Source organism: Brucella sp. TWI559 (genome assembly GCF_039674265.1).
GTDB classification, from domain to species: Bacteria; Pseudomonadota; Alphaproteobacteria; order Rhizobiales; family Rhizobiaceae; genus Brucella; species Brucella chromiisoli.
Genome location: NZ_JBDJNE010000010.1, coordinates 82528 through 105305 on the forward strand (window position 1 = coordinate 82528; position 22778 = coordinate 105305).

Consider the following 22778-nt stretch of genomic DNA (forward strand, 5'->3'; position numbering starts at 1 on the left):
AATTCTCGCTGCCACGGCTCGATGTAGAGCCTCAAGAGCGTGTCGCGGTTAATGATACCCAATACGCTCACTCTATCTTCTTGTTTTTACGCATGTCGTTCTCGGATCGTAGCAGGAATAGAAATCAGTCTGGTGGGCTGATTTCTCCGCAAAGGCGGCCGTTGCTTTTCGGGGCGTGCTTTAACTGCGCACGAAGCAGTTTCTTATCAATGTCTTGTCCGGCAAAGAGGTTAAACGCGTCCACACCTTGATGAAAAAACAGCTCATAGCCGGAAATGCAGGTCGCTCCTGAAAGCGTGGCTTCCGTTAGAAACTGGGTGTCAACGGGAGTGTAGACCGCATCAAAGACCCAGCGTCTTTTAGCCAGAAGATGCGTCGGAAATGCTGAACCGGGGTAGCCAACCATGCCCAGAGGCGTGGAGTTCACCAAACCATCAGCATTTGCGCAAGCGCTCTCGATAGTCTTGACCGCAAGCGCCTGTATGTCAGGGAAAGTTCTTTTGATTGCAGAGACAAGCTGTTCCGCACGTTCAAGGGCAGGGTCAAAAATGCGAATGCTTTTAGCGCCGAAAGTGGCAAGGCCGAAAGCGATCGCCTTCCCAACCCCGCCTGCACCAGCCATTGCAACATGTCCCGGCGCATCGTTGGGAAACGCGTTGCGATATGCTGTCTGAAAGCCAGAGAAGTCAGTATTGTAGCCTGTTGCCAGCCCATCTTCGAAAATGGCGGTGTTGCAAGCGCCCAAGGCTTGTACGGTCGGACAATTCACCGTGAGACGTTCAAAAACCATCTCCTTATAGGGGAACGTTATATTCACCCCACGATAGCCCCCTTCTCCTGCACACCAATCGAAAAGCGCGTGGAAATCCTGGTTACGCTCTCGGGGGATGAGCGCGTCATATGTCACCTCAAGCCCGACAATCTCACCCGCCAAGCGATGCAGTCGCGGCGAACTGGACGCAAGAATATTGTCTCCGATCAAACCAAGCTTAATCATGCTCACTCCTCCCCGTCAAAATCACTTTAACGATACAATGGAGAAAGCTAAAATCAAATGGTGTTTTAAGTTTTATCCGATATTTCTTCTATTATCTGTTATTTTATCGTTCCCGTTGCGAGTGCATGCTCCAGCCCCCCTTTAACATGGCACTCCAGAATTGTGATTGCCGCCTCAGCATTGCGGCTCAGAGCTGCGTCAAGCAGCCCCTGGTGCTCCTGCGCGGCAATCTCGCCTCTAAACGACAAGGCAATCATTTGATATCGAAGGTATTTATCAAAAATACTTGCATGTGTTTCCATCAACACCTGAGAACCGCATGCGGAAATAAGAGATTGGTGAAACTCCCAGTCGTAGCGTTTCCAGGTTTCAGTTTGCGATTTGTCGCCATCGGCCATTTGACGTTCCAAGGTTGCCAATTTGTGATGACAGGCGACAACAGTGCCCTCCCAGTCTACGCCGCCGGCTGCAAATGACTGCTGAAGCGCGTGCGTTTCAAGAAGAAGCCGCAACTCTGAGATTTCCTTCAGATTTTCTATCGAAACGGGCGCAACATCAAAGCCGCGCTGGCCTTCCGCCAGCACAAGTCCTTCGGACGCGAGCCGATTAAGAATTTCTCTCAAAGTACTGATACTGGCGTCGTAGACGGCGCGCAAAGCATCGAGTTTGAGCTTCTGGCCCGGTTTCAATCGACCGAATATGATGTCGGAACGAATGCGCTGATAGGCCTGCTCGCCGATGGTTTGCGGGAGAACGGTATGATCGATGGTTGTGCTCTGTTTTGCCATAGGATTTTTATTCATCTCGTATCAGACGGGGAGAAGGCCGTTATCGATAGTATGATCGACGCAGGAATGAATATGTGTCGAAAGAATGCTGATAGCCTTCGAATGATCGCGGTCCAGCGCACATTGCAAGAGTTGCCGGTGTTCATCTGCTGCAATGCGACCTCGAAAGATAACAGCCGCAATCTGATAGCGTAGATACTGATCGAAGATTCGCGCATGCGTTTGCAGCAGCGTTTGAGATCCGCAAGCGGACACCAGTGCGTGGTGAAATGCGCGATCATAATTCTTCCAGGCCTGGGGGTTCGAACGATCGCCCGCTATGATTTGCTCTTCAAGCCGGGAGAGACGATGGTGCGCGGCAACGACCTCGGCTTCCCACTCCACATCACCCCGCTCAAACGCCTTGGTGAGCGCATAGCCCTCAATAAAAATCCGCATTGACGCAATATCGCGAAAATTTTTCTGGGTGACCGGGGCAACGGTAAACCCGCGCTGTCCTTCTGCAATCACCAGACTTTCCGCGTTCAAACGATAGAGAATCTCGCGGATCGTGCTGACGCTCACGTCATAAGTTGATTTTATCTCGTCGAGCTTAAGCCTTTGTCCGGGCTTGAGCCGCCCGAATATAATATCGGACTTGATCAGTTCGTAGGCACTATCGCCTGCTGTGATGCTTTTCGAAGGGGCGTGCAAGATTGGAGCTCCGGTTACCCTTGCATTTAATTCAAAGGTTTGGCCAACTGCAAGGTCGTCGAATAAATGACATAACAAATAATATCATATGATTTTCATTTTATCTATTGATCCACATTATCCCATGTGCCAAAAATTATACGGGAACATGGTTGAGGAGCCATCGCACACTTCCGGAGGAGACTGAAATGTATTCTATATCCAGACGCGCGTTTCTTGCAGCGACCACCGCCGCACTGCTCATTGCAGGTCTATCCAATGCCGCACGCGCCGAGGAAACGACGCTGCGTTTTTCTGCTGTTTTCTCTCAACAAGATATTCGCGCAGAAATGATGAAGCGCTTTGCTGAAGAGTTGGGCAGTGATTTCAAATATGACGGTTACTATGGCGCGACGCTCTTCCGTCAGGGCACCGAACTGGTTGCATTGCAGCGCGGCAATCTTGAGATGGGCAACATCGCACCTCAGGATATTTCAGAGCAACTTCCAGAATGGTCCATTCTAACCTCTGCTTATCTGTTCCGGGACGCTCACCATCTTACGGCTTTCTTCCAGAGCGAGGAAGGCGAAAAACTGAAGAAGCTCGCGGAAGATAAACTGAAAATCCGCGTTTTAGGACCGACCTATTTTGGTGCACGGCACGTCGGGATGCGGACGGATAAAAAGATCAATACGCCCGCTGATCTCGCAGGCGTTCGTCTTAGAATGCCGGGCGGTGATGCGTGGCAATTCCTCGGAAGCTCTCTTGGCGCCAACCCTACACCCGTCGCCTATGCCGAGACTTACACCGCACTTCAGACGGGCGCGATTGATGCGCAGGACAATCCTTTGCCAAACGTTGAAAACATGAAGTTCAATGAAGTCATGAAGCAGATTGTTCAGACGTCTCATCTGGTTGGCTTCGACGTTCTTACGATTTCGCTTTCGGCTTGGGAGAAATTGTCACCAGAACAGCAGGCGCGCGTCCAGAAGGCAGCCGATAACGCAATCGCCTGGAGCAATCAGCAACATCTGAACAATGAAGCAGCTTTGATCGAAAAATTTAAAGCACAAGGGCTGGAAATTTACGAGCCTGATCTGGCCGCTTTCCGTGAACATGCGCAAAAATACTATGTCGATCAGGGCAAGGCCGCGTCTTGGCCCGAAGGCTTGCTGGAGAAGATCAACGCCCTCTGATCCGCTCTTTTAAGGGTGCCACTCAAAAGAGTGGCACTGTGCGCCGCTTTTTTCAAACATGAGTAATCCGATGAGAATCTCCGCAATGGGAGAATGGCTCCGGAAACGGGCTGAAAACATTCAGGCACTTATGCTGGCCGTTATGTTCTTCTCCTTTATCCTTCAAATCGTTTTTCGGTACTTCTTAAACTGGCCTACGGGCTGGTCGTCCGAGCTTACCGTCATCATGTGGCTCTGGATTGTGCTTTGGGGGGCTGCATTTGTTGTGCGTGAAGACGAGGAGATCCGTTTTGACCTGATTTACGCGTCGGTTACGCGCGGCGTGCGGCGCATAATGGTGATTATCAGTTCACTGATATTGATCGGGCTTTACTTGTACTCCCTGCGCGCAAGCTGGGATTACGTCACATTTATGAAAATCCAGTCGACAGCTTATCTAAAAATCCGCTTCGATATCGTCTTTTCGATTTACATCATTTTTCTTCTTGCTGTTGTCTGCCGATACATGTGGATACTTTGGCACGCAATCTTTGATCGCGCGGCCCTCAAGCCGGAAGACGTGTCGGGGCCTGTATCATGAGTTTCATTGATCCGTTTACGGCGTGTATTGTGCTGCTGGTTACACTGGCACTGTTGGGTTTGCCTGTCGGGCATTCAATGATCCTTGCTTCGATCCTGTATCTGCTTCTCGCAGGCTTGGATATTGGCACGGCTGCGGAACAACTGCTCAACAGCATGTACACAAGCTATACGATGCTTGCCGTTCCATTGTTCATTCTGGCAGCAGAGCTCATGAATTCCGGTTCGATGACCATCCGGATTATGAATTTCGCAAATGCATTGGTTGGCCGGTTCCGGGGCGGGCTGGCTCAGGTTAATGTGCTTCAGAGCCTTCTGTTTGCAGGTATGTCGGGTTCGGCAATCGCTGATGCTGCCGGCATGGGCAAAATGATGCTCAAAATGATGACCCATAACGGCAAATACACGGCCAGTTATTCTGCGGCACTGACGGCTGTAACTGCTGTGGTGGCTCCTATCTTGCCTCCGTCAATCCCGATGGTCATCTACGCCCTTGTTTCAAACGCTTCGATTGGCTTTCTCTTTCTGGCTGGCATTCTGCCCGGACTGTTGATCACTGTCAGCCAAATGATCATTGTGTCCTGGACGGCGCGCGTAAAAAACTTTCCTGTAGAGGAAGCGGTGCCTTTACGTGAACTTCCCAAGATTACCTTTCGAGCCCTCCCTGCACTGATGCTCCCTGTTGTTTTAATTGTTGGCTTGCGTGGTGGCGTAATGACACCGACGGAAGCGGCTGCCGTTGCTGCGGGATATGCGCTTTTCGTCTCAATGTTCATTTATCGTGATGTTGGCTTACGCGAGTTTTATAGTTCGCTGGTGGCGGCTGCGCGCACGACAACATCCATCGGCATGCTGATCGCCGCAGCTTTGGTTTTCAATTACATTGTCACCATCGAAAACGTCCCAAATTCCATCAGTCAGTTTCTGCTCAGCTTCGACTTAACGCCTCTGACCTTCCTTCTGATCGTGAATGTGCTGCTTTTGCTGCTTGGTGCTGTTCTCGAAGGGGCCACGATCATTCTTATCGTCGTGCCGGTCCTTATCCCGACGGCCAGCACACTCGGTATCGACCTGATCCATTTTGGTGTCGTGGTGGTGTTCAATGTAATGATTGGTTTGGTAACCCCGCCTTATGGTCTGCTTCTCTTCGTTGTGAAACGCATTTCAGGCGCGTCGATGCGCGACCTTCTCCGAGATGGCACGCCGTTTATCCTCGGTTTGCTTGCAGCGCTTGCACTTATAACCATTTTTCCAAGTATCGTCCTCTGCGTGCCGCGCTATTTCGGCTACACAGGCTAACAGGTGAATGAAATGACTAAGAAAATCTATATACTGAATGGCCCTAATCTTAATCGGCTTGGTACGCGTGAGCCGCATATTTACGGTCACACAACATTGGCGCAGGTTGAAACAATCTGCAAAGAAGCTGCTGGAAGTGATGAGATTATTTTCCACCAGTCCAACCGCGAATATGAACTGATTGACTGGATCCATGAAGCCATTGATGAGAAAGCCGATGGGATTATTATCAACCCCGCAGCCTTCACTTTCAGTTCGGTTGCCATCATGGATGCGTTAAAGATGTTCGACGGGCCAATCATCGAGTTGCACATTTCCAACGTACATCGTCGCGAAGCGGTTTATCATAATTCGCTGATGTCCAAAATAGCGACCGCCGTGATCGCGGGTTTAGGTGTGCAGGGCTATCGTGCCGCCGTCACATCTATCAGCCATCTGGGCTCTGCGCGGAACTAGCCCACTTAAGAAGCATCGATTAAGCAAGAATATCGAATGAATTCTCATAGCCCACAACCAAAAATCGACATTGCGGTGCGGTCTACCAAGCCGGGTATTTGCAGATTTCAGGCAGGCGATTTCGCGCCACAAGTGGGTGGTGGGCATGGCTCAGTTCTGGTGGGATGGCGCATGACAGTAAAATGCCGCCCGCACCCAGAATGTATGCTGCAATGATGTTGATCATAATGCGAACGGCATAACTCTTGCAGTGCCCCGCCGGATGCCTTTGCGGTGCCCGGTTTTTGCGACAGTACCAGCCGACACCGCTCCCGCCTCAAAGCGCGAGCGGTGCGAGATCCACGTTCACTGCTTCACCACTTTCAGCCGCCGAGCGGATCGCATCAAGCACGATGAGGTTGGCGGTTGCATCACGCACATTGACCAGCGGTGCGCCACCCGAGCGGACCAGTTCTGCAAAGTGAAGCAGCTGGGCCTGATAAGGATCAGTCGTCTCAACGGGGAGCGCCGTGCCAGAGAGCGGTCGCGTCCAGTCCGGTTCGCCCTCCGCCCCCCACAGGGTCAGATCCGGCAGAGAAAGCCCGGCGCGGCTACCCGCATAATGATGGGCACTGACAGGGTGGACGGGGAACCGTGCTGGATTTTCACCGGATGTCAGGTCCCACGCCCATGGGCCCACAGCAGCGTCGGAAATACACAGCGTCGCCAGCCCGCCAGAGGCAAATCGAAGGGCTACGGCTGCTGTATCCTCTACTGAAAAACCACGCACTTTGTGGCTGGTGATTGCTTTCGCGCTTGCCACCTCACCAAAGAAATAACGCAAAAGGTCGACCTCATGCACGAGATTGATCAAAAGCGGTCCGCCTGCACCAGGTGCACGCCGCCATGCTGCATCGAAGTAGGAGGCAGGCTTGGCCAGTGTGCAGGTGACGCTTGCCATGACCAGTTGGCCGATCCGCCCCGCATGAATAGCCGCATGCGCGGCCTGCACAATCGGATTATGACGACGGTGATGCCCAACCAGAAGCGGCACGCCCGTTTCTTCAACAACAGCAATCAGGCTCTGGGCAGAAGACAGGCTTTCAGCAACAGGTTTTTCCAGAAGGACCGGAATGCCAGCGCGCAGCAGCACTTCGGAAACCGGAAGATGAGTCTCATTGGGCGTGGCGACAATCGCGGCCTGCACAAGCCCGGATGCGATCAGCGCATCGGCATCCGGGAGGCATGGCACGCCGAGCGATTCAGCTAACGCCCTGCCAGAGGGCGCCGGGTCAACGAGCGCTGCCAGCCGCATCCCCTCCATTCTTCCAAGCGTATCGATATGTGTGCGCCCAATGGCACCGGCGCCGATAACGGCCACAGCAATTGCATCTTCCATACAGGCCTCCTCCCCGATTCTTTTAACGAGAACAAACAAAGCAGAAGTTAAAATGGAATTGAAGTTTAATATTGAATACCGTTCAATTTTTTGCAATGATCCAAATTATCAGAAGAACAAACGGCCATCTTGGGAGGGACGCCGCATGCCAGCGAGACCAGAGGGTTGCACTGTCAAAACCATCATTGATGAGAAGGGCAACGCAGCATGAAGCGCATACTCGTAACCGGGGGAACCGGTTTCGTGGGTGCGCGCACTGTTGCAGCCCTTCATGCGGCAGGTCATGCGGTGCGTGTGCTGGATCTTGCGCCCCGCCCCGCCCGTTTTCCCGCAAGACTGCCCGTCGAAGTGCTTGCAGGCGATATTACAAATACCGGAATGGTCGCAGATGCTGCGCGTGATTGCGATGGAATCGTCCATCTCGCTGGCCTTATGACAGCAGACTGCGCCCGTGATCCCATTATTGGCGCGCAGGTCAATCTGATCGGTAGTCTCAACGTTTTCGAAGCGGCAAGATCAAACTGCATTCCAGTTGCCTATCTTTCCACGGCCGGTGTCTTTGGGCCCGATGATGCTATGCATCCGCGGCCAATGACGACCTACGGCGCCACGAAACTGGCTGTTGAAGGCGCGGCCCGCGCCTTCTTTCTGGATCATGGCGTACCGAGCCTCGGGCTGCGTCCCTACATCGTTTACGGCCCCGGTATCAGCTCGGGCATTGCTGCCGGTCCGTCAATCGCACTTGCCGCTGCGGTGCGGCGCGAGCCCGCACTTATTCGCTTTTCCGGTCGCGTCGGCTTCGTTCATGTCGATGATGTTGCCCGTCTTCTTACCGCGGCGATGACGACCGCGCCGGATGGAGCCGTGACGTTGACCATGGCAGGCGACACTGCTGACATAGCCGATTTCGTCGCCGAGCTTCAGACGCAATCCGGCTGGAACGGCATTACCGTCGAAGGTCCGCCATTGCGCATCCCCGCAGCGCTGGTGAGTGATCCAGTACCCACCTTTCTCGGCCCCCAACCGGTAACGGGCATCCAGAGCGGAATCGCCAATTCGCTGGCCGAACTGCAAATGCGGATGGCAGAGGAATCGTCCAATGTTTAGTCCCCATCGTCCATTTCCCAGCCCCTGTCTCCATGGTCTTGTCAAACGTCAAGCATGCGGGCAACTGCGGGTGGACCTGACCAGGAGAGGAGTGCAGGTCTGACAATCAAATCGCATTCTCGGGAGGAGTTCGAGACACTGCGTTCCGGGCAAAGGTCGATGGATCGGCGAACGGATTTTAGAGAAACGATCATGCATGGAGGAAGATCATGATCAAGAAACTGCTTTCCACCGCTGCCGTGTTGCTGGCGCTCGGCACTGTCCCGGCACTGTCAGATATCAAGGTCGGTTCCATCGTCGAGCTGTCAGGGCCAGGCGCTGCTGCCGGAACAAATTTCCGCGATGGCGTGAAAATGGGCTTCGAAGAGATCAATGCACAGGGCGGCATTCTCAACGAACCAGTCAAGATCATCGAGTATGACAGCCAGACTGATCCGCAGGTTTCACGCGCCATGGTTCAAAAAGCGATCGACGATGAAGTCTATGCGATCATGGGCACAGTTTTCTCGTCCTCCACCGTTGTGAACATGATCGTTGCCAAGCAATATGGCATTCCACAGTTCACCGGTTCTGAGGCCCCTTCCATCACCGCCAAGGGCAACCCCTATATCTTCCGCACCGCTTTCGGCTCGCAAAAAGGCGTGCCGAAGATGGTGAAATACATGGTTGAGAACATGGGCGTGAAGAAGGTCGGCATTGCTTGGGCCAATACCGAATTCGGCAAGGGTGGCCATCAGGCCTTCATCGACGAAGCGGCGAAGGCTGGTCTTGAAATTGTCGTGGATGTTCCTTCAGAACAGGCGCAGGCAGATTTCTCCGCCGATGTGTTAAAGCTGAAGAATTCCGGTGCCGATGCCTTCTTCATCTACTACACCGAAGAGGAAAGCGCCCGTTTCCTGCGCGAGGCACGCAAGCAAGGCATCGAAAAGCCCCTGATCGGAGAAACCACGCTCATTGGCCATAAGGTAATTGAGCTTGCTGGCGATGCCGCAAACGGTGCGATGGGCCATGTCGGTCTGACGCCGGACGCTGATGTACCAGCCCTCAAAGATATGGTCGAGCGCTTCAAGATCAAGTTCAAGTATACGCCCGATCACAACGCTATCAAAGGCTACATCGCTGCCTGGACGCTGAAATACGTCACCGAAATGGTCGGCAAGCCGGACAGCAAGGCCGTCGCCGAAAAACTGCACGGCCTGACCCTCAAAGCCTCGGACTATCCGGGCGTTCTGATGGATGTGAGTTGGGACGACACCGGCGAAATGTCACGCGAGAGCTTCTTTGTGAAGGTCGAGAACGGCAAACAGGTCGTCGACGCCATCCTGCCGCCAAACTGATCGCAGCCGATCAACATATCCGCCGGCAGCACAACGTGTTGTCGGCTTCATCACCCCATTCGCAAAGCCGACCACCAGCCCGTGAGGACATATCATGGCCGAGCTTCTACAAATCCTTGTCTCCGGCCTTGCCGCCGGTTCTATCTATGCGCTGGCCGCTGTCGGCTTCACGTTGCTCTGGCAGGCGTCACAGACGATCAACTTTGCACAGGGCGAATTCGTCATGCTCCCGGCCTTCTTCGTGCTTGTCGGCATGAATATTCTCGGGCTGTCACTCTGGCCGTCCGTCGCGCTTGCGCTGGCACTTTCGCTTCTCATTCTCGGCGTTGCCTTCAAGCGACTAATTGTTGAACCCATGCTACCACACGGCACGCTTCCCTTGGTCATCGCAACCATAGCGCTCGGCCTGCTGATGAAGGAAAGCGTCAAGGAATTCTACGGCGCGACCGCCCAGCCCTTCCCGGCCGTGTTTCCGCAAACCGTCTACCATATCGCTGGCGCCAGCGTCTCCGTTCAGGATATCGGCAACCTCATCGTCTCCATGCTCGCCATCGGCGGCCTTCAGCTTTTCCTCAGCCGCACCCGCACGGGGCGCTGCATGCAAGCGAGCGCCCAGAACCCGGCGGTTGCCGAAATTCTCGGCGTCAACGTCAAGCGCATGGTGCTTTACACCTTTCTGATTAACGCCGCACTAGCAACCATTGCCTCTGTCCTGATCTCACCGATCTATCTCGCCAAGTTCTCAAACGGTGAAACACTCGGCCTTGTCGCCTTCATTGCGGCCATTGTCGGCGGCTTCAACCAGATCCGCGGCGCCCTCGTCGGCGGCCTGCTGATCGGCATCATCGACAATTTCTCGGCAGTCTACATCTCTGCCCAGTACCGTTCCGCAATGCCGCTCATTCTTCTCATTGCCATCATTCTGCTGCGCCCGCAGGGCCTGCTCGGCACCCCGGAAGGGAGAACCGTATGACCCGTTATAAACCCCTCCTTCTCGCCCTCGGCATCGCGGCGCTGATTGCCGCCCCCATCGGCCAGGGCAATTACATTATCTATACCCTCTGTTCCTGGCTGCTGTTTTCCATCGCCGCCATGGGGCTGAACCTGACCCTCGGCTATGCCGGACAAGTCAGTCTCGCGCAGGCAGGCTTCATGGGCATCGGCGCCTATATCACCGCACTTATGACGCTGGCCGGCATCCACTGGGGCTTCGCCGTCATCATCGCCATTTCCGCAAGTTTTGTCGTTGGCCTGCTGCTTGGCTATCCGGCCCTTCGCGTGCAGCACCACTTTCTCGCTTTCGTGACGCTCGCCTTCAACACGCTGCTCTTTCTTGTACTGCGCAATGAAGAGGAAATCACCGGCGGCTCCTTCGGCCTTTCCGGCATGGAACGCCCGGTTTTCTTCGGCTTCGAAACCAACAGCAACATGGCCTTCTATTACTTCTCGCTGGTCTGTTTCCTCGTGGCTGCCGGTGCCATGTGGTGGATCCTGCGCTCGCCCTGGGGGCGTGCTTTCAAAGCGTTGCGTGAAAACCCGATCCGTGCCGAAAGCCTTGGTCTGAAGGTGCGTCGCCAGACCCTGCTCGCTTTCGCCATTGGCTCGGCCTTCGGCGGCCTCGCCGGTGCGCTGCAAGCACCGCTTGTGCAGTTTATCGAACCCTCCAGCTTCGCACTTATCCACTCGCTCAAGCTTTTGCTGATGGTCGTCGTCGGCGGCTCCGGCTTCTTCTTCGGACCCATGCTCGGCGCTGCCGTCGTCATTCTCCTGCCGGAAGTGCTGCGGTTTACCGAAGGCTACTACCTCATCATCTATTCCGCCCTCGTCATTCTGCTCATGATCTATTCACCCACCGGCCTCATCGGCCTCGGGCGCAAGCTCATCGACAAGTTCAAGCCGAAGCACGAGGCGCGTCGCGACCTGAAGCAGGGGGTTCAACTATGAACATCCATACCCAGAACACCGAAGCGCCGATTCTTTCGGTTCACAACATCTCGAAGCATTTCGGCGGTATCCGTGCAGTAAATGGCGTCAGTTTCGACGTCCAGCGCGGCGAAATCCTCGGCCTGATCGGGCCGAACGGCTCCGGCAAATCGACGCTCTTCAACTGCATTCTCGGCCAACTACGGCCAACGGAGGGTCATTGCAAGGTCAACGGCCACTCTACAGACGGCGTGCGCCCGGCTGACCTCTCGCTGATGGGCATCGGCCGCACCTTCCAGCAGCTTTCGGTTTTCCCGAATATGACGGTGCTCGACAATGTTATTCTGGCCGGGCAAGAGCATGAAGGTTCGATGCTTTCGCGCCTTTTCGGCAAACCCGATGCAGGCCTGACCGAAAAGGCCGACCAGCTCATCGAATTCTTCCGCCTCACACCTTACCGTGACACGGCCGCCGGCTCGCTTTCTTACGGGCAGCAGAAGCTGGTGGATGCAGCCATGGCGTTCATGGCCGGTCCCGGCATCGTTCTGCTCGATGAGCCGGCGGGCGGGGTTAACCTCACCATGCTCGGTCATCTCAAGGAACGGCTCATCACCTATAACCGCGATCATGGCACGACCTTCGTCGTCATTGAGCACAACATGGAATTCGTCATGTCTTTGTGCACGCGCATCATCGTGCTGGCACAGGGCGAGATCATTGCCGAGGGGACGCCGGATGAAATCCGGTCGAACCAGATGGTCATCGACGCTTATCTGGGGGGCTGACATGCTGGAACTTAAAAAGCTCAATGGCGGCTATGGCCGCATCACCATCCTCAACGGCACATCGTTCACCATTCCCAAGGCCTCAATCACCACGGTGATCGGGCCGAACGGCGCCGGAAAATCGACGGTGTTCAAAGCCATCTTCGGCCTTCTCAACATCAATTCCGGGCAGATCCTGCTTAATGGCGAAGACGTCACCCGCAAGAGCCCGGCGGAAATGATTGCCCGTGGCGTGACCTATGTGCCGCAGGGCCGCAATGTCGTGCCGCAACTTTCCGTACTGCATAATCTGGAACTCGGCGGTATTACTTCGCGAGATCAGACACGGGTTCGCCAGCGCATGGAGGAGGTCATGGACCAGTTTCCCATGCTCCGCCAGCGCAAAGACCAGAAGGCGATCGAGCTTTCGGGGGGGCAGCAGAAACAGCTGGAAATCGCTCGCGCGCTGCTGCTCGACCCTAAGATGATCCTGATCGATGAGCCGTCCATCGGCCTGTCGCCCAATCTGGTGCAGGAAGTGTTCCAGACCCTCATCCGTTTGCGCGACCAGGGCGTCACGATCCTCATGGTCGAGCAGAATGCCAAGGCCGCTCTGGCCATGTCAGATTACGGCCTGGTGCTGGAACTTGGCCAGACCCGCATGTTCGACAGGGCTGACAAACTTCTCAAGGACCCGCGCGTCGGCCAGCTTTTCCTCGGCGGCCATATCGAGGACGCTGCCTGAACGCCTCCTCCCGAGGGCGCAGCAGAAAGGCCCGGTGCGAACCTCGCGCCGGGCCTTTCCAGTTTTGAATACGATCCTCAGCCCGCAGCCGCGTCACCAAGATCGGCAATGGCCACCCAAAACCCGACAGCAACCAGCGCGTGACGGCGCTTACGCATAGCCCGGCCTCGGCACCATGCCCATCAGAGACTGCGAAAGGCCACCATCGACCACGAGGTCCTGCCCTGTCACATAAGAAGCGCGCGGCGAGGCCAGAAACAATGCCACATCGGCCATATCTTCCGGCATTGCGATACGTCGCATCGGCACCATGGCTTCGCGGGCTGCCTTGACCTTCTCATCCTTGTAGAAAGGTTCGGAAAGCGGCGTGCGCACCAGACCCGGGCTTAGCGAATTTGAACGAATACCCTTCGGACCCCATTCAAACGCCAGCTGCCGCGAGAGCATCAGGATCGCCGCCTTGGAGGCGGAATAAGCACCGCTGGCGGGTTGCGGCTGCGTGCCTGCAATACTGGCCACATGCACCAGCGCACCGCCGCCGCGCGCAATCATGCCGCGTCCGAAGGCCTGTGCCGCTGCAAGATATCCGGTCAGATTCACCGCCAGCATGGCAGACCAGTCGGCTTCCGAAACGCTTTCCAGCGGGCCGGGCCGCAGAATGCCTGCATTATTGACCAAGATGTCGGCACCGCCTTCGGCCTCAACCTTTGCCGCGGCGGCGGCCACATCGTCCGGCCGCGAAAGATCACAGGCAAGCGCCAGCGCCCCCCCGCCGAGGTTTTCTGCCAGCGGCGCTGTGCGTTGCGTGTCGCGGTCAAGCAGCACGACGCGAGTGCCCTGCCCGGCAAAAGCGCGCGCCAGCGCCTGCCCAATACCACCGCCCGCGCCGGTCACGACCACCGTTTTACCGTTGAGTCCAAGCCAACTCATAGCGATACCTCCCAGCTTTCTTCCGTCGGCGCATGGCCGACACCCCGAAAATCACGAATCGTGTATGTAATGGTGTTGCCTGCGAGCGTCTTGCCGACGGCAATTTTCACGGGAAAGCCGTGTTTCATTCCATGCCTCCAGTCACGAATTATCAACAGGCAACCTATGCGCCTACCAAGAGCAGACCAATGGACGTGCCGGTGCATTTGTTGCACAATTCAACTGGGATATATTCGGGAGGAAGCAGATGGCGCTTGAGGCGACAAGCCATATTCCACATTACTATCTTTATGGCGATCAGAGCACGGACGTCGAACTCGATTTCCTGCATATGGAACCTATTCGCGACCGCAGCGGCCCGAATGACTGGCGCATCCGTCCGCATTCGCATCCTGATCACATGCAAATTCTGTTGGTAAAGACCGGCGGCGGGACGATCCGCATGGAAGACCGAATCCTGCCAATTCCGGCACCGGGTATTCTCGTCATTCCGGCCGGCATCGTGCATCAAATCGACTTTTCCCCCGGCACAGACGGCTTCGCCGTCACCGCAGCACTTGGCTGCCTCAAGTCCGCGTCCGGTGCTGATCCGCGCTTGTCAGGGGCGGCAGAGCGCCCCGCCGTCTATCCGTTGGAAGGCACCGGCGTCAACATTCCGGCAGTCTTTGATACATTTGATTGGCTGCACCGGGAATTCATCTGGTCCGCCCCCGGTCGACGCACAGCCATCATGGCGCAATACATGCGCATTCTCGTCGTGGTCTTGCGCCTTTTCGTGACTCATAACGATCCGGGCATTGCGACGCCGGATCGGGATTATGCTCTGCTGGTGCGCTACCGCGCCCTTCTTGAAACCCACTTCAAAAGCCAGCGTTCGCTCGCCGTCTATGCCGGCGATCTGGCTGTCACTCCGGCACGCCTGAACGCGGCTTGCAAAGCCCGCACCGGCAAGACAGCATCCGATATGCTTTATGAGCGGATCGTCATCGAATCAAAACGCTACCTTGCCTATACGGAAAGTAGCGTTTCGCAGGTAGCGCATCTGCTGGGGTTCGAAGACCCGGCCTATTTCAACCGCTTCTTCACCCAGCGGGTTGGCCTGTCACCGGGTGCATATCGCAGGCAGGCCATGCTGAAAGAAGCCTGACACGCCCTTCTTTGTACACGCAATATTGACCCCGACATAAGAAAATCAGATGTCAGAAATCTGCGTCAAACCCACTTCATAGACTGATCTATGACCGGAAGCGGGCTAAGGACAAACTGCCGTCAAAACGGCAGTCCGACATAATTCTCGGCCAATTCCTTGCGCGCGGTTTCCGATTCTGCCAGATGGGCGAGCGTTGCGTGCCGCATCTGCCCGGCGAAACTATCTTCCCCTTCAAAGCAGTGCAGCATGGTCGTCATCTGCCAGGAGAAGCGCATGGCTTTCCAGATCCGCCGCAATGCGCGCTCCGAATAAGCATCAATTCCACCTTCCCTGCCATGCTTCAGCGCATCAATGAGCGCCTGGTGCAAGTAGAACACATCTGAAACCGCAAGGTTGAGCCCCTTCGCGCCCGTCGGCGGCACGATATGCGCCGCGTCACCCACCAGAAAAAGCCTGCCCCAGCGCAGCGGTTCCGAAACGAAACTGCGCAGCGGCGCAATGGACTTTTCAATTGAGGGCCCAGTTACCAGCCGCTCGGCAGCGCTTGAAGGAATACGCCGGCGAAACTCGTCCCAGAACCGATCATCTGACCAGTCCTCGACCTTGTCCGCCAATGGCACCTGCACATAATAGCGCACGAGGTTGGCATTCCGCATCGAAGCCAAAGCGAAGCCGTGTGGCGAATTCGCATAGATCAGTTCATCATTCACCGGAGGCGTCTGCGACAGGATTCCCAGCCAGCCGAAGGGGTAGACACGTTCGAATTCGCGTCGCTTCTCCTCCGGAATCGTGTTACGGCTGACGCCGTGAAAACCGTCGCATCCTGCTACATAGGCACAAGTCAGTGCTTTGCGTTCGCCATTCACCGTATACTCGACCTTCGCCTGCGCCCCGTCGAGATCGAGAATGCGCACATCCTCAACGCCGTGAATGACAGTGGTGCCCATCGCATCCTGCGCCTGATACAAATCCTGCGTAACCTCCGTCTGGCCGTAGACCATGACGCGCTTGCCGGTGAGTGCCTTGAAATCGATGTGAACCATCAGGTCCGGATCGGTGATGTAGGTCCCGTCATGCGGAAAACCCTCCGCATCCATCCGTGTGCCAACGCCCGCCTCCCGCAGAAGTTCAACCGAGCCCCATTCGAGAATGCCGGCACGAATGCGCGATAACACATGATCGCGCGTGCTGCGCTCCAGAACAATCGTCGCGATGCCCGCACGGTTGAGCAATTGCGACAGCAGCAGACCGGAGGGTCCTCCACCAATAATGACAACTTGAGTATCCATAACAATTTCCCGAATTGTTCTCCCTGGCGTTTTTGTACCGGGCATGACGACATTCGCGAATGGACAGAGCGAGTATAAAATGGTACTATTCGTGCATGGCGTTGCAATCGCAAATACCTGTCTTCAATCTCTTTGGCGAAACGTCATCCTTTCCCGATGTTGCCCATTGCGAACGGATCTGGGACCGCGCGCGTCTGCATGACTGGCGGATCGCTCCACACCGCCACCAAAAGATGACGCAAATCTTTTTTGTCGAGCATGGCGCAGCACAAATTGGTGTCGACGGCGTCTCGGTGCATCTTGGCGATGGCGATTTCCAGTTCATTCCGGCGCAATCCGTTCATGAACTTGACATTGCGCGCGGGAGCGAAGGACTGGTGCTGTCCTTCCCGATCGCTCTTTTTGCGGGCCTGCACAATGCAGCGCTGGAACGCAGTCTGGCGCGACCGTTTGTAGCCCAAGCCGATGCACGTTTACGCGGCATTCTGAAAGAAATTGCCGTAACCTTTGCCGGCAAAGCTCCATTCCGGGATGCGATCCTTATGGCGCTGGCGCAGGCGGCTCTGGCGGTGACAGCGGATATCGCAACCCTCAGTGCTGAAGCAACGGAGCCGCTGCAACAGCGGCGAATGCTGGAATTCGATCGTCTGCTGGCAGACCATCTTTCATCCGGCTGGGGCGCGGCGGAGTTTGCCTCTGCCATGTCGATCACACCGGGGCATCTCAGCCGAATCTGTCGCATGGCGACGGGCGATAGCGCGACGCGCCACATCGAGACCGCACGCATGGCCGAAGCTGGCCGACTTCTGGCCTTCACCCGGCTTTCCGTTGCCGAAATCGGCTATCGTCTCGGCTTTGCTGACCCGCCCTATTTTTCGCGCCGTTTTCGCGCGGCAACGGGTGAAACCCCATCTCAATACCGCAAGCGCTATCTCGGCTAAAACATTCCCAGCAAAAGGGCGCAGCGATTTGCGTGGGAGAGTGCTTAAAAACAAACACATAGAGCAAGCGTATCGGGTACGATTAAACGCGGCACGCTCTACCCGCCTTGCGGCATTTTTCGATGGTATTGGCTAGCATCGTCAATTATGCCAAGGCAAAGTGGCAGGGAACGTGCTGCATCGGCAACCACCTGTCGACGGCAGACATGCATCCAAGCGGGTTGATTGCGCCTCAGGAGGGTTTATGGACGAAAACAGTTTCGATCTGCAGCGCTGCATTGGCGCACTGAGCACCAGCTTTTCCAGCCGCCTCGGCGCCGGCGCATCCCAGGAGTATCACCGCCGTTTCGGCATCGGTGTCGTGGAATGGCGGGTTCTTTGCCATCTTGCCGTCGAACCCTGGTCGAACGTCATTGCCATGGCAAATTCCATCGGGCTGGACAAGAGTTCCGTCAGCCGCGCCCTTTCCGCCATGCAGGAAAAGGGACTGGTCAGCGCCCGCGACGGCGCACGGCGCAAGCGTGAAATGGCCCTGACCAACGCGGGATGGGCGCTCCATCAAAAAGTGCTTCCCATTGCCCGCGCCCGTGAAGCTGCCGTGCTGCAGGGCTTCACGGCGGAGGAGTTCGAAACCCTCCTCGGCTATTTCCACCGGTTAATCGCCAACCTGCCGAATGTCGAAGAAGACGCGCAGAGCCGGGCCGCTCAGGACAGCGACGCGAGCGAAGCCGCCTTGAGCAGACAGTCTTCCTGAGCCACCACGAGGTGCGCAGACGCCTTCAGGTAGGCAGGAAAGTCGGGATGGCTGTCACGGGCAGCCCATCGGGCCTCCATATCGCTCATGTCACGATAGGCCCACAGATGAACCACCTGATTGAGCGACCCGACGGCACTGGTGTAGAAGCCGATCGGCGCGCCCAGTGTTTCGATTAAAACCGGCATGGCAAGCCGGTCGAAGACCTCGAGAAACTCGCCCATCTTGCGTGGCGCAATCGTATAGTAACGCAGATTGACGAGCGGACGGTCGGCGGGGGCAGTAAACATTCTGGCTTCCTTATTCTGCCGCGAGCGTGCGCCCGCGTTCATGGATCTTACCGGCAATCGAAAGCGCCGCGACATAGCCGAATGTCATTGCCGGGCCGATGGTGATGCCTGCCCCCGGATAAGCGCCGCCCATAATCGAGGCCGCGTCATTGCCGGCAGCCCACAAGCCCGCAATCGGCTGGCTCTGCTCGTCCAGCACCCGCGATTGCGTGTCGGTTACCAGTCCCGGGAATGTGCCAAGGTCACCCATCACGATGCGCAGCGCATAGAACGGGCCCTGCTCGACGGGGGCGACATTCGGGTTCGGCTTGTTGTTGGCATCACCGAGATAGCGGTTGAAACCGGAGGTGCCGCGACCAAACTGGCGGTCTTCCCCGTTGCGGGCGCCGTCGTTATAGTGCTTCACCTCATCGGCGAACGCACGCGCATCGACGCCAATCCGCCCCGCGAGTTCCTCAAGCGTCTTGCCGCTCTTCAGATAGCCGGAGCGAAGATGTGGGCCAAGCGGCATCGGATAGGGCTTCACATAGCCGATGCCATATTTACGGATCGTCCGGTGATCGGCAATCAGCCAGGCTTCGGTCTTGCCCTTGCCCCGACACGCCTCAATCATGGCCGCGCCAACATCGTGATAAGAAAGGCTCTCATTGACGAAGCGCCGCCCCGATGCCGTCACCATGATGAAACCCGGCTTGTAGCGATCGACAAGATGCGGAAACGCGATCTCGCCACCGGGGAACGGTACTTTGGAAACCGGCATCCAGGCCGCCGCATTCGGCAGCCCTTCGGAAATATGGCCGCCGGCCTTTTCACCAAGCGCGATGCCATCGCCGGTATTGCCTTCGGGAACCGGCGTGAAATGCTCGCCCCCTTCTTTCAGATGCGGGTAAAGCGCGGAAATACGCTTGCCGTCACGGGCAAATCCACCAGCGGCCAGAATGACGCCCTTCGTTGCCTGAACATCCCGGCGTGTGCCGTCAAGGGTGACGACAACACCGGTAACGCGGCCGTCCTTCTTCACCAGTTCGCCCACCGGCGCATCGGTCACGATCTCGATTCCAAGGTCAAGCGCCGATTTCGACAGGGCCGCAGCCAGCGCATTGCCGGAGGTCAGCTGCACGCCACGCCCATGGCGCAGCAGATGCCACATATGCACGGCCAGACGCTTGGCCACATACATGGCCGAAACAGGCGACTTGGTAAAATTGAAGAAGTGCTTCAGGTCATTGTTCGAGGAGTTAAACATCATGCCCATGAAGGTAATGGTCTTCAGTGGCTGGCGCAGGCGGCGAAACTCCTTGCCAAGACGACGACCGTCATAGGCTGCTGCTGTAACCGACCGGCCGATCTGCACGCCGCCCGCCTGCTCCGGGTGATAATCCGGATAAAGCGTGCGAACGAAACGCGCCTCGGTTTCCTTTTCCATAAAGCGCAGCATTTCCGGACCGAAATCCAGATAGGCATCAATGAAGTCAGCGTCGTATTTGTTGCCAGCCTCGCCACGCATATAGGTGTGCACGGCGGCCCGGTCTTCCTTGATGCCTTCCGCCTCATAATGCGGATTGCCGGGTATCCAGATCACACCGCCAGAGAAGGCGGTCGTGCCACCGAAGACCGGCGCTTTTTCCAGCACAACAACGGAAAGACCCGATTTCTTGGCGGTGATCGCGGCGGTCAGGCCGGCGGCACCGGAACCGATGACGACAACGTCATAGCTATTGGCAAGGGACATTTGAGTATCCTTTCATTCGGCTGCGGCGGGCTGCAGGACCGGTTCGTGCTGGTGCGGACGAACGATCAGAGCGGCGCTGCCTGCGATTACGAGGGGAATGGCAAAGACGGCGAGCAGGGCGGCAAGGCTCAGCCCCTGCCCGATCAGGATGCCGCCGAGCATCGGTCCGATCACGGCGCCAAGACGGCCAACACCCATGGCCCAGCCGATCCCGGTTGAGCGAATTTCGGTGGGGTAAAGCGCAGCACCCAGCGCATAGAAGGCATTGAAGCCGCCATTGGTGGTGAAGCCGGCGCAGAAGGCGAGCGCGAGCGTGACGGTGAGCGAAACCGTGACATAGCCGAAGGCCGCAACCACGACAGCACCAGCGACCAGCGCCACACAGGTGACACGTGGCAGGCCAAAACGGCTGCCGCAAGCACCGATGATCAGCGTTCCGATAAAGCCGCCCAGATTGAACAGGGCACCCGCATAGATGGCCTTATCGACGGGAAGGCCTGACTGCACAGTCAGCTGGGTAATCCACGAGACGAGGAAGTAGAAGGTCATGAACCCCATGATGATCGCCAGCCATAGCGCAAACGTTGCCACAAGACGCCCTTCCGCAAAGATTGCGCGGACGGAAGCCTTCTGCGTTGCGACGCGCGGCGGCAGCGTGGCAAGCGGGGCATCGCCGAGACGACGCAGGATGACGTTCAGCCTTTCAAGCGCACCGGCAGGCTGCACCCGTTTCAGGTAATCGATTGATTCCGGCAAGATCATCACGACAAACGGCAGCACGACCAGCGAAACAATACCGGCGGCCATGAGCGCGCCGTGCCAGCCCCAGACGGGCAAGAAGTGCGCAATCGTCACGCCGGTGATGACAGCACCCAGCGGATAGCCTGCAATGGCAATGGCCACGACCATGCCCTGCTGCCCCTTCGGCGCGAAATCGGCCGCCATTGTCGTCACACTTGCGAGAAATGCGCCGACGGACATGCCGATGATCGCGCGAAGCGCGATGAGTTCATAGACGTTGCGGGCCTGACTGGACGCCAGCATGGCAACTGTGATCACCGCGAGAAGGCTCATGATCAGTGGACGGCGGCCAAACCGATCCGCCAGCGGCGCGATGAACAGACCGCCAATCGCCATGCCCGCCAGCGACGCGGAAAACACAGTGCCAAGCACTTCCGGGCTGAGTTGCCAGGCACTCTTGAGCACTGGCGCGACATAGGACATGATCACGATGTCCATTCCATCAATGGCATTGAGCAGGAAGCAAATGAAGACGACCGTGATCCGCAAAGGGGTCCAGCCACCGCTTTCGCCTGTTGTTGCGCCCGATGCAGGCAATCCCCCATGTACCATTGTTTCCTCCCAGAAAATGGACGACCACAAGCGGTCGCCGGACGCGATGGCCCCGCAACTATGCAATTTCTTGTGTCGATAGATCTTCCGTCTGCAGCCTCCTGCTGCAAACTTGCATTGATTTCTATTCACGGGATTACGGTCCGTCAAATGTTTTGTTGCGATCGCAACAAACTATTTACACGACACAATGCTGAACCGTCATGCCTCATGTGCCCCAGCCCGTTAAAACAAAACAATAAACGCCTTGACTATGAACAGTGTCACGTCGAAAATGGAATGATAATCCAAACTGGAAAGATCATGAGCAATCTTGAAAAATGCCTGAGCATCGTCGAGATGCTGGCGGAAAACCCCGGCGGTCTCTCCGTATCGGCCATTGCGCAGCGGGTCAACCAGCCGGCAAGCGGCGTTCATAGGACCCTTAACGAATTGATTAGGCTAGGTTATGTCCGTCAGATTCAAGATCAGGGCGATTATGCGCTGACGATGAAACTGGCGGCACTCGGTGTCGGTTTTCTCGGACGCACCGGGGTCGGCGATATTGCGCAGCCCATTCTGGACCGTCTTGCACAGGAAAGCGGCGAGCTGATTCGTCTTTCCGTCATCGATGGTGAAAACCTGATCTGGGTCGCGGTGGCTCAGGGCGCTACCAGCGGCCTGCGTTATGACCCCGGTCAGGAACAGGGCGTCGTCGTGCATCTAGCCTCCAGTGCCGGTGGGCAGGCTTGGCTCTCTTCCATGAGTGACGAAGAAGCACTGGAACGGGTGTCCCGACAAGGGTTGATCAATAACGGCAAACCCTCTGGTCCCGGCGCACCCCGCACCATCACCGATCTGCTGGCCATTCTGGCAAACACGCGTGCACGGGGATACTCCGTCTCCGTCGACAGCTATATCGTCGGCATGGCGGCCATGGCGATGCCGATCATGAGTGATGGCAAGGCCATCAGTTGTCTCTCGATTGCCGGCCCAGCCGTGCGACTGACCAGCGAGCGCATGGCTGAACTTGCCCCGGCGCTGGCGCAGGCCGCAAAAGAAATTGGCATGGCCGCCAATGGCTCCCGCTATTTTCCCGGTCTTCATAAATTCGGCTGA

The 22778-nt window shown here is 56.6% G+C and carries 24 protein-coding genes; 14 read left to right on the forward strand and 10 right to left on the reverse strand.

Annotated features, from left to right (window positions below; all coding sequences use genetic code 11):
- Positions 1–124: 124 nt before the first annotated feature.
- From ABE530_RS13665 to ABE530_RS13675, 3 genes are all read right to left on the reverse strand, one after another.
- On the reverse strand, positions 125–997 hold the full coding sequence (locus tag ABE530_RS13665; protein WP_499694853.1) for a shikimate dehydrogenase family protein: 873 nt from the start codon (positions 995–997) through the stop codon (positions 125–127).
- Between the two features lie 98 nt (positions 998–1095).
- Positions 1096–1785 (reverse strand): GntR family transcriptional regulator, encoded by a 690-nt coding sequence (locus ABE530_RS13670; protein ID WP_407673268.1) that lies wholly within the window; start codon positions 1783–1785, stop codon positions 1096–1098.
- Positions 1786–1806: 21 nt separating this feature from the next.
- On the reverse strand, positions 1807–2478 hold the full coding sequence (locus ABE530_RS13675; protein ID WP_499694854.1) for a GntR family transcriptional regulator: 672 nt from the start codon (positions 2476–2478) through the stop codon (positions 1807–1809).
- Positions 2479–2666: 188 nt separating this feature from the next.
- Between ABE530_RS13675 and dctP the strand changes: the two genes are divergently transcribed.
- The 4 genes from dctP (at position 2667) to ABE530_RS13695 (ending at position 5987) form a co-directional block, all read left to right on the forward strand.
- Positions 2667–3653, forward strand: coding sequence for a TRAP transporter substrate-binding protein DctP (dctP, locus tag ABE530_RS13680; RefSeq protein ID WP_499694855.1), 987 nt, complete (start codon positions 2667–2669; stop codon positions 3651–3653).
- 85 nt (positions 3654–3738) lie between these two features.
- Positions 3739–4233 carry a TRAP transporter small permease gene (locus ABE530_RS13685; RefSeq protein WP_499694856.1) on the forward strand — a complete coding sequence of 165 codons (495 nt, stop codon included), beginning with the start codon at positions 3739–3741 and terminating at the stop codon, positions 4231–4233.
- Positions 4230–5531, forward strand: coding sequence for a TRAP transporter large permease (locus ABE530_RS13690; protein WP_499694857.1), 1302 nt, complete (start codon positions 4230–4232; stop codon positions 5529–5531). Before ABE530_RS13685 ends, ABE530_RS13690 begins: the two co-directional genes overlap by 4 nt.
- A 12-nt stretch (positions 5532–5543) precedes the next feature.
- A complete protein-coding gene (locus tag ABE530_RS13695) occupies positions 5544–5987 on the forward strand; it encodes a type II 3-dehydroquinate dehydratase (protein WP_499694858.1) in 444 nt (147 codons plus the stop codon).
- 316 nt (positions 5988–6303) lie between these two features.
- On the opposite strand, the gene ABE530_RS13700 is transcribed toward ABE530_RS13695, so the two are convergent.
- The gene (locus ABE530_RS13700; protein WP_499694859.1) at positions 6304–7365 is read right to left on the reverse strand and encodes a Gfo/Idh/MocA family protein; all 1062 of its coding nucleotides are present in this window, start codon (positions 7363–7365) and stop codon (positions 6304–6306) included.
- Positions 7366–7572: 207 nt separating this feature from the next.
- On the opposite strand from ABE530_RS13700, the gene ABE530_RS13705 reads away from it, so the two are divergent.
- The 6 genes from ABE530_RS13705 to ABE530_RS13730 all read left to right on the forward strand — a co-directional run bounded on the left by ABE530_RS13705 (position 7573) and on the right by ABE530_RS13730 (position 13241).
- Complete coding sequence (locus ABE530_RS13705; protein ID WP_499694860.1) at positions 7573–8472, forward strand: NAD-dependent epimerase/dehydratase family protein; 900 nt, start codon at positions 7573–7575, stop codon at positions 8470–8472.
- 209 nt (positions 8473–8681) lie between these two features.
- Complete coding sequence (locus tag ABE530_RS13710) at positions 8682–9809, forward strand: ABC transporter substrate-binding protein (RefSeq protein WP_265985831.1); 1128 nt, start codon at positions 8682–8684, stop codon at positions 9807–9809.
- Positions 9810–9903: 94 nt separating this feature from the next.
- Positions 9904–10782, forward strand: coding sequence for a branched-chain amino acid ABC transporter permease (locus tag ABE530_RS13715; protein ID WP_499694861.1), 879 nt, complete (start codon positions 9904–9906; stop codon positions 10780–10782).
- Complete coding sequence (locus ABE530_RS13720; RefSeq protein WP_265985833.1) at positions 10779–11753, forward strand: branched-chain amino acid ABC transporter permease; 975 nt, start codon at positions 10779–10781, stop codon at positions 11751–11753. Before ABE530_RS13715 ends, ABE530_RS13720 begins: the two co-directional genes overlap by 4 nt.
- Entirely contained in the window at positions 11750–12517 is a 768-nt protein-coding gene (locus tag ABE530_RS13725; RefSeq protein WP_265985834.1) for an ABC transporter ATP-binding protein, read from the forward strand. The genes ABE530_RS13720 and ABE530_RS13725 overlap by 4 nt, the downstream gene beginning before the upstream one ends.
- A 1-nt stretch (position 12518) precedes the next feature.
- Entirely contained in the window at positions 12519–13241 is a 723-nt protein-coding gene (locus ABE530_RS13730) for an ABC transporter ATP-binding protein (RefSeq protein WP_265985856.1), read from the forward strand.
- A gap of 150 nt (positions 13242–13391) precedes the next feature.
- Here ABE530_RS13730 and ABE530_RS13735 read toward each other — a convergent pair whose 3' ends face one another.
- Together ABE530_RS13735 and ABE530_RS13740 are read right to left on the reverse strand one after the other, a co-directional pair.
- On the reverse strand, positions 13392–14171 hold the full coding sequence (locus ABE530_RS13735; protein ID WP_499694862.1) for an SDR family NAD(P)-dependent oxidoreductase: 780 nt from the start codon (positions 14169–14171) through the stop codon (positions 13392–13394).
- Positions 14168–14299, reverse strand: coding sequence for a hypothetical protein (locus ABE530_RS13740; RefSeq protein WP_499694863.1), 132 nt, complete (start codon positions 14297–14299; stop codon positions 14168–14170). The genes ABE530_RS13735 and ABE530_RS13740 overlap by 4 nt, the downstream gene beginning before the upstream one ends.
- Positions 14300–14418: 119 nt before the next feature.
- Here ABE530_RS13740 and ABE530_RS13745 point away from each other — a divergent pair, with 119 nt between their 5' ends.
- Positions 14419–15318, forward strand: a complete 900-nt coding sequence (locus tag ABE530_RS13745) for a helix-turn-helix domain-containing protein (RefSeq protein WP_499694864.1) — start codon at positions 14419–14421, stop codon at positions 15316–15318.
- Between the two features lie 122 nt (positions 15319–15440).
- Here ABE530_RS13745 and pobA read toward each other — a convergent pair whose 3' ends face one another.
- A complete protein-coding gene (pobA, locus tag ABE530_RS13750) occupies positions 15441–16610 on the reverse strand; it encodes a 4-hydroxybenzoate 3-monooxygenase (RefSeq protein ID WP_499694865.1) in 1170 nt (389 codons plus the stop codon).
- Positions 16611–16705: 95 nt separating this feature from the next.
- On the opposite strand from pobA, the gene ABE530_RS13755 reads away from it, so the two are divergent.
- A complete protein-coding gene (locus ABE530_RS13755) occupies positions 16706–17551 on the forward strand; it encodes a helix-turn-helix domain-containing protein (RefSeq protein WP_265985839.1) in 846 nt (281 codons plus the stop codon).
- A 244-nt stretch (positions 17552–17795) separates the two neighbouring features.
- Complete coding sequence (locus ABE530_RS13760; protein ID WP_499694866.1) at positions 17796–18305, forward strand: MarR family winged helix-turn-helix transcriptional regulator; 510 nt, start codon at positions 17796–17798, stop codon at positions 18303–18305.
- Here ABE530_RS13760 and ABE530_RS13765 read toward each other — a convergent pair.
- From ABE530_RS13765 to ABE530_RS13775, 3 genes are read right to left on the reverse strand one after another with little or no spacing between them, the layout of a single operon-like run.
- Positions 18257–18595: an NIPSNAP family protein gene (locus ABE530_RS13765; RefSeq protein WP_499694867.1), complete on the reverse strand. Its 339-nt coding sequence runs from the start codon at positions 18593–18595 to the stop codon at positions 18257–18259. The genes ABE530_RS13760 and ABE530_RS13765 overlap by 49 nt on opposite strands.
- A gap of 10 nt (positions 18596–18605) precedes the next feature.
- Positions 18606–20327 (reverse strand): FAD-dependent oxidoreductase, encoded by a 1722-nt coding sequence (locus ABE530_RS13770; RefSeq protein ID WP_499694868.1) that lies wholly within the window; start codon positions 20325–20327, stop codon positions 18606–18608.
- A 12-nt stretch (positions 20328–20339) separates the two neighbouring features.
- The gene (locus tag ABE530_RS13775; protein WP_499694869.1) at positions 20340–21680 is read right to left on the reverse strand and encodes an MFS transporter; all 1341 of its coding nucleotides are present in this window, start codon (positions 21678–21680) and stop codon (positions 20340–20342) included.
- A 279-nt stretch (positions 21681–21959) separates the two neighbouring features.
- Between ABE530_RS13775 and ABE530_RS13780 the strand changes: the two genes are divergently transcribed.
- A complete protein-coding gene (locus ABE530_RS13780) occupies positions 21960–22778 on the forward strand; it encodes an IclR family transcriptional regulator (RefSeq protein ID WP_499694870.1) in 819 nt (272 codons plus the stop codon).

Bases quoted from the DNA above. Each gene is read 5' to 3' on its own strand.
- ABE530_RS13665 (WP_499694853.1), bottom strand. From the start codon at position 997: ATGATTAAGCTTGGTTTGATCGGAGACAATATTCTTGCGTCCAGTTCG.
- ABE530_RS13670 (WP_407673268.1), bottom strand. From the start codon at position 1,785: ATGGCAAAACAGAGCACAACCATCGATCATACCGTTCTCCCGCAAACC.
- dctP (WP_499694855.1), top strand. From the start codon at position 2,667: ATGTATTCTATATCCAGACGCGCGTTTCTTGCAGCGACCACCGCCGCA.
- ABE530_RS13685 (WP_499694856.1), top strand. From the start codon at position 3,739: ATGGGAGAATGGCTCCGGAAACGGGCTGAAAACATTCAGGCACTTATG.
- ABE530_RS13690 (WP_499694857.1), top strand. From the start codon at position 4,230: ATGAGTTTCATTGATCCGTTTACGGCGTGTATTGTGCTGCTGGTTACA.
- ABE530_RS13695 (WP_499694858.1), top strand. From the start codon at position 5,544: ATGACTAAGAAAATCTATATACTGAATGGCCCTAATCTTAATCGGCTT.
- ABE530_RS13700 (WP_499694859.1), bottom strand. From the start codon at position 7,365: ATGGAAGATGCAATTGCTGTGGCCGTTATCGGCGCCGGTGCCATTGGG.
- ABE530_RS13705 (WP_499694860.1), top strand. From the start codon at position 7,573: ATGAAGCGCATACTCGTAACCGGGGGAACCGGTTTCGTGGGTGCGCGC.
- ABE530_RS13710 (WP_265985831.1), top strand. From the start codon at position 8,682: ATGATCAAGAAACTGCTTTCCACCGCTGCCGTGTTGCTGGCGCTCGGC.
- ABE530_RS13715 (WP_499694861.1), top strand. From the start codon at position 9,904: ATGGCCGAGCTTCTACAAATCCTTGTCTCCGGCCTTGCCGCCGGTTCT.
- ABE530_RS13720 (WP_265985833.1), top strand. From the start codon at position 10,779: ATGACCCGTTATAAACCCCTCCTTCTCGCCCTCGGCATCGCGGCGCTG.
- ABE530_RS13725 (WP_265985834.1), top strand. From the start codon at position 11,750: ATGAACATCCATACCCAGAACACCGAAGCGCCGATTCTTTCGGTTCAC.
- ABE530_RS13730 (WP_265985856.1), top strand. From the start codon at position 12,519: ATGCTGGAACTTAAAAAGCTCAATGGCGGCTATGGCCGCATCACCATC.
- ABE530_RS13735 (WP_499694862.1), bottom strand. From the start codon at position 14,171: ATGAGTTGGCTTGGACTCAACGGTAAAACGGTGGTCGTGACCGGCGCG.
- ABE530_RS13740 (WP_499694863.1), bottom strand. From the start codon at position 14,299: ATGAAACACGGCTTTCCCGTGAAAATTGCCGTCGGCAAGACGCTCGCA.
- ABE530_RS13745 (WP_499694864.1), top strand. From the start codon at position 14,419: ATGGCGCTTGAGGCGACAAGCCATATTCCACATTACTATCTTTATGGC.
- pobA (WP_499694865.1), bottom strand. From the start codon at position 16,610: ATGGATACTCAAGTTGTCATTATTGGTGGAGGACCCTCCGGTCTGCTG.
- ABE530_RS13755 (WP_265985839.1), top strand. From the start codon at position 16,706: ATGGCGTTGCAATCGCAAATACCTGTCTTCAATCTCTTTGGCGAAACG.
- ABE530_RS13760 (WP_499694866.1), top strand. From the start codon at position 17,796: ATGGACGAAAACAGTTTCGATCTGCAGCGCTGCATTGGCGCACTGAGC.
- ABE530_RS13765 (WP_499694867.1), bottom strand. From the start codon at position 18,595: ATGTTTACTGCCCCCGCCGACCGTCCGCTCGTCAATCTGCGTTACTAT.
- ABE530_RS13770 (WP_499694868.1), bottom strand. From the start codon at position 20,327: ATGTCCCTTGCCAATAGCTATGACGTTGTCGTCATCGGTTCCGGTGCC.
- ABE530_RS13775 (WP_499694869.1), bottom strand. From the start codon at position 21,680: ATGGTACATGGGGGATTGCCTGCATCGGGCGCAACAACAGGCGAAAGC.
- ABE530_RS13780 (WP_499694870.1), top strand. From the start codon at position 21,960: ATGATAATCCAAACTGGAAAGATCATGAGCAATCTTGAAAAATGCCTG.